Raw genomic sequence first — 8329 nt, forward strand, 5'->3', positions numbered from 1 at the left:
ATCAGTGCATGTTTTTATATCATAAAATCTCCCATTATATAAAAATTTATCTAGATTTTATGCCGATCAGCTATAATTCCGCTATTCTAACCCCGCATATTTTGCGGAATTTTCAAGGAGAAAAAATGCTTAAACTTCACTCAATCCTTCTTGGTGCAGCGCTTTGCGCTAGCCTGGCTTTTGCAGATCGCACGATTACCGATCAGCTCGGTCGCAAGGTCACAATCCCGGATCAAGTAAATCGTATCGTCGTGCTACACCACGAAGCACTCAATGTCTTAAACGAAATCAACGCTCAAGATAAGGTCGTAGGCATCCTAAAAAGCTGGGAGCAGCGCCTAGGCAAAGAGTATAATCGTTTGGCACCGAGTTTTAAAAACCTACCTAATCCAGGCGATATCAAAGATGTCAATTACGAAGCTCTGCTTAGTCTAAAGCCCGATGCGGTCGTAGTGGTCAACTACTTCCCTAAAGAATATATCGCTAAAATGGAGGAGTTGAAAATCCCAGTCGTAGGTATTTCATTTTTCAGCTCTGCACAAGAGGAAAAAGCTAAGCTAAATCCGACCTTTAAAGATGAGCGCGATAGCTTCGCTGCTTACGATGAGGGCTTTTACGAGGGAGTTAAAATTCTAGGCGAACTAAGCAATCACGAAAAGGATGCCGCTGAACTAATAGATTTCGTTAAAAAATCGCAAGCTGATTTAAATGCCAAATTTAGTAATTTTATTGTAGATAAAAGACCTAGAGTTTATATGGCAAATCCCGATCTTACGACCTACGGTAGCGGCAAATATACTGGCGTAATGTTAGCAAGAGCGGGTGCGACGAACGTCGCTGCTGCAGATATAAAGGGCTACAAACAGGTTTCGCCGGAGCAAATTTTAGCATGGAATCCGCAGATTATCTTAGTGCAAAACCGCTATCCTCAAGTACCTGCCGAACTTAAGGCAAACCCTGCGCTAAAAGGTCTTAGCGCCGTGAAAGAGGATAGAATTTATCTAATGCCCGAATTCGTTAAAGCATGGGGTCATCCGACTGCCGAAGCGATGGCGCTTGGCGAGGAATGGCTTGCGATGAAACTTTATCCGCAAAATTTTAAGGACGCAAACTTTGATAAAAAAGTAGAGGAATTCTACGAGAAATTTTACCGCGTCAAATATCAAAAATAATGCTGAACCTAATCCTATTTCTCCTTTGGGTAGTGCTGGCGCTAATCTCGCTCGCTAGCGGACAGTTTCATATACCGTTAGAAGAAATTTTTAAAATTCTCTTTAGCGGAGGCGGCGATGAAGCCGCCAAAAGTGTGATGCTGGATGTTAGAATTCCGCGCATTCTACTCTCCAGCCTTTGCGGTGGAGCGCTTGCTATCGCGGGTTTGAGCTTGCAGGCGGTATTTAAAAACCCGCTCGTTGGCCCGCACATCGTAGGCGTTAGCACTGCAGCGGCATTCGGCGGCGCGCTTTGTATTTTGCTAGGATTGAGCGGCTTATGGCTTGCGGGGTTTGCATTTTGCTTCGGACTTGCGGCGCTATTTTTGCTCTATCTTTTGGCAAAATTCGTAGCACGCGCTGATATTTTCTCACTCATTTTAGCAGGTATAGTCATTAACGGCGTATTTGCCGCACTTACGAGCTTGGTGCAGTATCTGGCAGACGATGAGGAAGTACTGCCTAATATCGTTTTTTGGCTACTGGGAAGCTTCGTAAGCGCAGGATATGATAAAGTAATTTTGATGTGCGCGATCGCCCTGCCCGCTTCTGCAGTCTTAATCGCGCTGAGATGGCGGTTTAATCTACTCAGCCTAAATGATGATGATTTGCGCGTGCTAGGCGTGGATGTTAAGTTTCTGCGCTGCACGATCCTAGCGCTTTGCACTGCTCTGATCGCCGTACAAGTTAGCGTCAGCGGAAATATCGGCTGGGTAGGTCTTGTAGTGCCGCACGCCACCAGGCTCATCGCGGGCAGCGACCACGTGAAGCTAATGCCCGCCTGCTTCATCGCAGGAGCGATCTTTATGCTGGCAATCGACGATCTATCTCGCTCGCTAAGTAGCGCCGAAATTCCTTTAGGAATTCTATCCGCTCTCATCGGAAGCCCGATCTTTGCCCTACTTCTAAAAAGGAGTGCTAAAAATGCAAAATCTAATTGAGGTAAAAAATGCTGGCTTTTACTACGAGGCGGAAAAATTCTGCTTTCGCAACTTAAACTTCGAGCTTGCCAGCTCTCAAACATTAGCGATTTTGGGCTTAAACGGGCAAGGCAAAAGTACGCTAATGTCGTGTATGATGGGGATTTTACAGCCTAAAGAAGGCGAGATCGTACGCAAGGCAAAATTTGCTTTCTTGCCGCAGAGCTTTAACGTCGCGTTTGATTACAGCGTGCTTAACATCGTACTGATGGGGCGGGTACGCGAGATCTCGCTTTTTTCAAAACCTGGCAAAAAGGATATTCAAATCTGCCTTGATGCTCTGGATACGCTAGGCGTCGCCCATCTGCAAAAGCGCAGCTTTAACGCCCTTAGCGGCGGGCAGAGGCAGCTCGTGCTCTTTGCTAGAGCCCTAGCTAGCGGCAGCGACGTGCTGTTTTTGGACGAGCCTGCCAGCGCGCTTGATATCAAAAACCAAGACCGCGTGCTAAGCCTCATCGCAAATCTACGCTCAAATAGCAATGCGAGCATAGTTTTTACCACCCATCAGCCTAACCACGCCCTCGCAGTCGCCGATCGCACACTAATCTTGCGAAATGATCTTAGCTACAACTACGGCGCAAGTAACGAAATTTTAACCGAAATCGCGCTTAGCTCGCTCTACGGCGTACAGATCAAAACGGCAAAATTTGACGTTGCAGGCGCGCAAATCCCCAGCATCACGCAAATTTTCAGCGCGCAGGTGAAGTAGCGGCGCGACAAAGCAACTCATCAATCGGCGCGAAATTTTAAATCGTGGGATTTTTGTCCTGGGCGAAATTTAAATCGCAGAATTTTGTCTTGAAATGCCGTCTTGAAATTCTGATTAAAATTTTATATCGAGGTTTTGCCATAGAATTCCGGTCTAAATTCCATAGTGAAATTTTGCCGCAGAATTCCGAGCAGAAATCTCATAGCGGAATTCTGCCTGCGGCTTGCCGGCTTTCGAAACATGCGATGAAAGTATGCCGCGCTTGAGATTTGAAATTCTGCCGCGAAATTCTACCCTGCAAACCATAGGCTAAATTCCATTTTAAAATTCCACGACGGAATTTATGCTCGCTCCGATGAAATTCCGAAATTCCGCAGTATGCAAGCTTGCCGCGATGAAATTTTAAAATTTTAATCTTTGCGGTTTAATCTGTGTTTTACGTTTGTTTATGTATACTTCATGGCAAATTTTAAAAGGGCTTATTATGCAAGATCTCGTATCTCAGGCAAGAAAAGAGGGGATGATCAGCACCGGCATTGATCTATTTTTAGCGGCGGTGCCTGCGACTTTAGTTGCGCTAGATATTGCTAAGGACGATATGCTAGGACTTAGCGGCAACAAGACGGCTACCTATATCATTGGCGGAATTATTTTTGCTCTTTTGTGTGTTTCGGTATTTTTCAGGCTAAGAGCGCTCCGCAAAATTTAAATGCTTAGCGGCATAAAAGCGGTAGCGCTTTACCGCAACTGCGTAATTGTCTGCATCTGTGTCATTGCCATAACAAGCATCTTTTTATCGATTCCTTTATCGATCTCACACAAGCATTTGGCAATGATATTGTGCATTTTGATAGCGTTTGCAGGCGCAATTTACATAGCCGTAGCGTGGTTTTGCATAAATTTTGCTCTAGCGCGCGTAAGCGGCGTGGGGATCTTTGAGACATATGTGTGGCTCTGCGTCATCCTTTTTCCGTTAAATGCACTATACCATTTGATATTCCCCATAACCCTCACAATAACTAGCATCGTGCATCTACTAGCCTGGAGCAAGATAGAAAAGATAAGCGTAAAAGTTTAAAATTTCGCAAATATATCATCGTGATAAAATTCCTATTTTTGCGATTTAATCCGTGTTTTATGTTTGTTTATATATACTTCAAAGCAAATTTTAAAAAGGGTTTATATATGCAATTCATTGTATCTCAGGCAAGAAAAGAGGGGATGATCAGCACCGGCATCGATCTGTTTTTGGCGGCGCTACCCGTGGTTTTTATCGTAGTAGGCTATGTCTCTTTCAGCGAGACATGGCGCCTTGACGACGAGATGATAAATTATATCGCTAGCGGAATTTTGATTGCTTTTATTTGTGTTTCAGTATTTTTCAGATTGCAGGCGCTCCGAAAAATTTCAGTGCTTAGCGGCATAAAAGCAGCGACACTTTATCGCAACTGCATAATAATCTGCGTCTGCTTTTTTGCGCTAGCGCTCGTGCTCAATTACCTTTATCCGAGAGAGCCTGACGCAGACGGCGGGCAGAGTGATAATCCATTTGCGGCGATATTTGGACTAGCGCTTTTCGCAGGCGTTATTTACATAATCGTCGCATGGTTTCGCATAAATTTTTCGCTTGCGCGCGTAAGCGGCGTAAGTACCTTTCGGACTTATGTGTGGCTCTGTGTGGGACTTTTCGTGCTAAATATACTATGATACTATGCAATGTAGCGCTCTACGGTTTATTCGCCTATAAGTTGCAGACGGGCGCCGAGCCGGCTTCTGCTTTGGTTATCGTCGTCGTGTTATCCAAAATGCTCCTGCCGTTCATCGCTCTTGTGATAACTGGCATCGTGCACCTGCTCGCCTGGAGCAAGATAGAAAAGATAAACGCAGAGGTTTAAAATTTCGCAAACCTCTCGTCGCGATAAAATTTCGCTCTTTTCGGTTTGATTAGCGTTTTACATCTGCTTTTTGCATATTGAAATAAATTTTTTAAAAGGAGTTATACGACGTGCAAAACACCGTATCTCAAGCAAGAAAAAATGGGATGATCAGCACCGGCATCGATCTGTTTTTAGCGGCGTTACCGGTGGTTTTGATGGCGATAGATTTTGTTTTTGAGGGCATACCGGGGTATCCATATAATATCGTGATCATAGGTGGAATTTTTATCGCTTTTATTTGCTTCTCGGTGATTTATAGGTTAAGAGCACTCAGCAAAATTTCAGCGCTCACCGGCATAAAAGCGGCGGCGCTTTACCGCAACTGCATAATTGTTTTCATCTGTATCTCGGTGTTTTCATTATTTCATCCGATAAGTTCTTGTAGAGAAGAGATGGTTAGAGAGACAACAGGAGAGACAATATGGAATTTAGCAGCGCCCGCAGCCGCAATCTACATAATCGTAGCGTGGCTTCGCATAAATTTCTCTTTGGCGCGAGTAAGCGGCGTGAGCGCCTTTCGCACCTATGTGTGGCTCTGCGCCTTCTTTTTCGCGCTAAATTGGCTATGTGGCGCAGGGCCCTTCGGTTTGGCTAACTCCAAGCCGCAAACTGACGATTCGGTTGTGGCTTTAGTCATTACATCATTAAAGGAATTTTTGCCGTTCATCGCTCTTGTGATAACTAGCATCGTGCACCTGCTAGCTTGGAGCAAGATAGAAAAGCTCGCCTAAGCCGAAGCGCTTTCGTTTTGCGGCGACCACGCGCTTTTGCAAGTCTAAACCGCAACGTCCAAAGCCGCGCTGTTATAGCAATGTCAAGCGCGCCGCCGCAGCAGCAAAGCCGCAAGATAGCGCGTAAATTTAGAAAATTCAAAGGATAAAAATGAAAGAAATTTCAAAGCAAGATCTGCTTCGCAAGGCGAAATTCCGCGGAGTTTTAGGTGCCGTGATTTTGCTAGGCATCGGCGTAAGCGGCACGGTGGGCGTAAGCAGCATAGACGAGGACGCGGTCGCGATTTTTAGAGTTTTAGCGCTGCTAGCGACACTAGCGATATTTTACGACTGCTTCGTTTGCCTAGAAAAGGCACTAGGCGTGCGCTTCGTTAAGACCTATAGGCTGATAGAAAGTATCCCGATCGTCGCGATTTTGTGCTACTGCGCCATGGTAGTAGCGCTAAAAGAGGGCGCGATGCTAGGTCTACTCTACACCCTGCTCTACGTCCTTTCGACGTGCGCAGCGGTGATAATCTGGGGCGTATTAAACTGCCGCCTAGCCACACTTAGCGGCGTGGATTTATTTAAAATCTACGGCATAGTGGTGTCCGTGGCATGGCCCTGCGAAGCAGTATCGGGCGCGCTAGCTAAAATAGGCGTAATCCTCGCGCTGCCGTATCTAATCGCAGCGTCGCTGGTAACGGCGTTTTCGGGGATTTTGCTAATCATAGCATGGATAAAATTCAACCCCGCAAGGTTATGCGGCGCGGAAAATTCTAGCGAGCTTGATGGCGCCAAGCTAGGCGCGGACGGCGAAAAACCGAGCATTTACAGCAAACTCGCCGCTTTTAAGAAATCAGACGCGGACGATGCGAAAAAGCCCGCTTCCAAGGCGAGCGCAGATACCGCAAATATGCCTACTTCCAAAGTGAGCGCAGATGATACGACCGCCGCAAGACGCCCGGGCAACCCCGGATTTAAATTCTAACTCTACTCGCAATACGGAATTTCGTAAAATTTTTAAAATTTAAGGCGCGAAATTTTATCGCGGCGCACGGCGCATCGAGCGGAAACACGGGATTTTGATTTAATTTTATCCGCTACGAACGCGCAAAATTTAGGGCAAATCCAAGCCGAAATTCCGCGATCAATTTAAAATTTTAAGCAGAGGTTCAATCCAAAAATTCCGACGAAGCAAAATCCAAGCCAAAATTCCAGCTGAAATTATAAAATTCCGATCTAAATCCCTAATCCAGCTTATTTCTAAAAAGCGACGCGGCCAGTGCCATCGTACCCGCGCCGATCAGCAGCAGCGGCACGATGAGATGCCACAGCTCGCCCAGGCCCGCGCCCTCCAGATAGATCCGCCACATGCAGTTGTTAGCATAATACATCGGATCGAGGTGCGCGATGTAGTAAAACCACCGCGGCATCGCGTCCGCAGGCGTTATCAGCCCGCTTATCATAATGCACGGCAGCAGGAACAAAAACGAGCTCACGACCGATTGTAGCGAGGTTTTGCAGACGGTCGAGATCACGAGCCCGATGCCTACGTTGCAGGCGCTAAAGATCGCGATGATCGCAAAAAGATGCGTAAAGTGCCCTCGAAACGGAATTTCGAAGTAAAATACGCAGATCAAAAACAGCGCGAGCCCCTGCGCGATCGCGATCAGCACGGGCGGCACAGCCTTGCCGATCAGCATCTCAAGCGGGTTTGCGGGCGTCATCAGCATCATATCGAAGCTCCCCTCCTCGCGCTCGCGAGAGACGCTAAACGCCGATAGTATCAGCACCTGAATCATCGAAAGCCCCAAAATCATCCCCGTCATGATCGTGTAGCGCGTGATCGTGTTTTCGTTAAAAACATAGCGCGGATTTATGCTGATTAAATTGACAAAATGCTGCGCGTTGTATTCCCCCGCTATGGCCTGCACGAAGCCGATGACGGTGTTCGCCAAGGTCGTATTGCGCGAATCCGCGATGATCAGAAACTCGTGCGTATCCTTAAAATCGCTGCCGAAATAGATCCCAATGATCGCCTCGCCCTCGCTTACGGCGCGGCGCAGACAGGTTAGGTCTTTGCAGCCAAGTTCGGTCTTAAACATCGGCGTAGCGGCGATGCTCTGCACCAGCGCGGTGGACGTCGCATCGCGGGCATCGTCCAAAATCGCGTAGCGCACCTGCTCGGGGGTGAAATTTGCGCCGTAGCCGAATATGATCGCCTGCACCAGCACCGGCACGATCAGCACCATGCGCGTGCCCTTGTCGCGAAACATCGCCAAAAATTCCTTTTTTATCAGCGCGCGAATTCGAAGCAGGGATTTTCGCAGAGCGTTCATCGCGCGCTCCTTTCAAATTTAGCGGCACCTTTAAATTTAGCGCCATTTTCAAATTTGGAGGCGCTGGCGGGTGGAATGGAATTTAAAGCGAAATTTAAACGCACCGCGGACGCGGGTTTAAATTTACGCAGCTCGGGCACAAATTTTAAAATTTCAGATCCATTGCGTGACACCTCGCGCGTAAATTTTAAAAGTGCAAGCTTAAATTTACGCGGCGGTAAGTAGATGGAATTTAAAAGCGCGTTTGTGAAGTCAAATTTACTAAATTTTTCTTCGCGCCCTACTTTGTAGCCGTGCCGTACAGCTGCGCTACAAAATCGCGCTATGTAGCGCCGCGCAGAATTCAAATATCCGCCCGCATGAGCAAGCTTAACCGCGCGCCGTTTTTCTGCTATGCTGCATCCGCGCCCTGCTTCGATTTCGACTTTATTCGCGCGCGA

At 47.1% G+C, this 8329-nt stretch carries 12 protein-coding genes; 9 read left to right on the top strand and 3 right to left on the bottom strand.

Annotated features, from left to right (window positions below; genetic code table 11):
* The first annotated feature begins 125 nt into the window (after nt 1-125).
* From Q0174_RS08145 to Q0174_RS08155, 3 genes are read left to right on the top strand one after another with little or no spacing between them, the layout of a single operon-like run.
* Nucleotides 126-1172 (top strand): ABC transporter substrate-binding protein, encoded by a 1047-nt coding sequence (locus tag Q0174_RS08145; protein WP_177388356.1) that lies wholly within the window; start codon nt 126-128, stop codon nt 1170-1172.
* Nucleotides 1172-2152: an iron ABC transporter permease gene (locus Q0174_RS08150; protein WP_298043183.1), complete on the top strand. Its 981-nt coding sequence runs from the start codon at nt 1172-1174 to the stop codon at nt 2150-2152. Before Q0174_RS08145 ends, Q0174_RS08150 begins: the two co-directional genes overlap by 1 nt.
* The gene (locus Q0174_RS08155; protein ID WP_298043185.1) at nt 2136-2900 is read left to right on the top strand and encodes an ABC transporter ATP-binding protein; all 765 of its coding nucleotides are present in this window, start codon (nt 2136-2138) and stop codon (nt 2898-2900) included. Before Q0174_RS08150 ends, Q0174_RS08155 begins: the two co-directional genes overlap by 17 nt.
* Nucleotides 2901-3053: 153 nt before the next feature.
* On the opposite strand, the gene Q0174_RS08160 is transcribed toward Q0174_RS08155, so the two are convergent.
* On the bottom strand, nt 3054-3206 hold the full coding sequence (locus Q0174_RS08160) for a hypothetical protein (RefSeq protein WP_298043187.1): 153 nt from the start codon (nt 3204-3206) through the stop codon (nt 3054-3056).
* 178 nt (nt 3207-3384) lie between these two features.
* On the opposite strand from Q0174_RS08160, the gene Q0174_RS08165 reads away from it, so the two are divergent.
* From Q0174_RS08165 to Q0174_RS08190, 6 genes are all read left to right on the top strand, one after another.
* Nucleotides 3385-3609: a hypothetical protein gene (locus Q0174_RS08165; RefSeq protein ID WP_298043189.1), complete on the top strand. Its 225-nt coding sequence runs from the start codon at nt 3385-3387 to the stop codon at nt 3607-3609.
* A gap of 123 nt (nt 3610-3732) precedes the next feature.
* Nucleotides 3733-3978 (top strand): hypothetical protein, encoded by a 246-nt coding sequence (locus Q0174_RS08170; protein WP_298043192.1) that lies wholly within the window; start codon nt 3733-3735, stop codon nt 3976-3978.
* 107 nt (nt 3979-4085) lie between these two features.
* Complete coding sequence (locus tag Q0174_RS08175; protein WP_298043194.1) at nt 4086-4607, top strand: hypothetical protein; 522 nt, start codon at nt 4086-4088, stop codon at nt 4605-4607.
* Complete coding sequence (locus tag Q0174_RS08180; protein ID WP_298043195.1) at nt 4604-4795, top strand: hypothetical protein; 192 nt, start codon at nt 4604-4606, stop codon at nt 4793-4795. The genes Q0174_RS08175 and Q0174_RS08180 overlap by 4 nt, the downstream gene beginning before the upstream one ends.
* A 110-nt stretch (nt 4796-4905) precedes the next feature.
* Entirely contained in the window at nt 4906-5568 is a 663-nt protein-coding gene (locus tag Q0174_RS08185; protein WP_298043196.1) for a hypothetical protein, read from the top strand.
* Nucleotides 5569-5719: 151 nt separating this feature from the next.
* Nucleotides 5720-6538 carry a hypothetical protein gene (locus Q0174_RS08190; protein WP_298043198.1) on the top strand — a complete coding sequence of 273 codons (819 nt, stop codon included), beginning with the start codon at nt 5720-5722 and terminating at the stop codon, nt 6536-6538.
* 259 nt (nt 6539-6797) lie between these two features.
* Here the strand turns inward: Q0174_RS08190 and Q0174_RS08195 are convergent, their stop codons facing one another.
* Together Q0174_RS08195 and Q0174_RS08200 are read right to left on the bottom strand one after the other, a co-directional pair.
* Entirely contained in the window at nt 6798-7889 is a 1092-nt protein-coding gene (locus Q0174_RS08195) for an ABC transporter permease (RefSeq protein ID WP_298043200.1), read from the bottom strand.
* A partial coding sequence (locus tag Q0174_RS08200; RefSeq protein ID WP_298043201.1) for a hypothetical protein occupies nt 7886-8329 on the bottom strand: 444 nt, incomplete at its 5' end. The genes Q0174_RS08195 and Q0174_RS08200, both read right to left, overlap by 4 nt.

This window comes from uncultured Campylobacter sp. (assembly GCF_937996225.1).
Classification (GTDB): Bacteria; Campylobacterota; Campylobacteria; order Campylobacterales; family Campylobacteraceae; genus Campylobacter_B.

Bases quoted from the DNA above. Each gene is read 5' to 3' on its own strand.
- Q0174_RS08145 (WP_177388356.1), top strand. From the start codon at position 126: ATGCTTAAACTTCACTCAATCCTTCTTGGTGCAGCGCTTTGCGCTAGC.
- Q0174_RS08150 (WP_298043183.1), top strand. From the start codon at position 1,172: ATGCTGAACCTAATCCTATTTCTCCTTTGGGTAGTGCTGGCGCTAATC.
- Q0174_RS08155 (WP_298043185.1), top strand. From the start codon at position 2,136: ATGCAAAATCTAATTGAGGTAAAAAATGCTGGCTTTTACTACGAGGCG.
- Q0174_RS08160 (WP_298043187.1), bottom strand. From the start codon at position 3,206: ATGGTTTGCAGGGTAGAATTTCGCGGCAGAATTTCAAATCTCAAGCGC.
- Q0174_RS08165 (WP_298043189.1), top strand. From the start codon at position 3,385: ATGCAAGATCTCGTATCTCAGGCAAGAAAAGAGGGGATGATCAGCACC.
- Q0174_RS08170 (WP_298043192.1), top strand. From the start codon at position 3,733: ATGATATTGTGCATTTTGATAGCGTTTGCAGGCGCAATTTACATAGCC.
- Q0174_RS08175 (WP_298043194.1), top strand. From the start codon at position 4,086: ATGCAATTCATTGTATCTCAGGCAAGAAAAGAGGGGATGATCAGCACC.
- Q0174_RS08180 (WP_298043195.1), top strand. From the start codon at position 4,604: ATGATACTATGCAATGTAGCGCTCTACGGTTTATTCGCCTATAAGTTG.
- Q0174_RS08190 (WP_298043198.1), top strand. From the start codon at position 5,720: ATGAAAGAAATTTCAAAGCAAGATCTGCTTCGCAAGGCGAAATTCCGC.
- Q0174_RS08195 (WP_298043200.1), bottom strand. From the start codon at position 7,889: ATGAACGCTCTGCGAAAATCCCTGCTTCGAATTCGCGCGCTGATAAAA.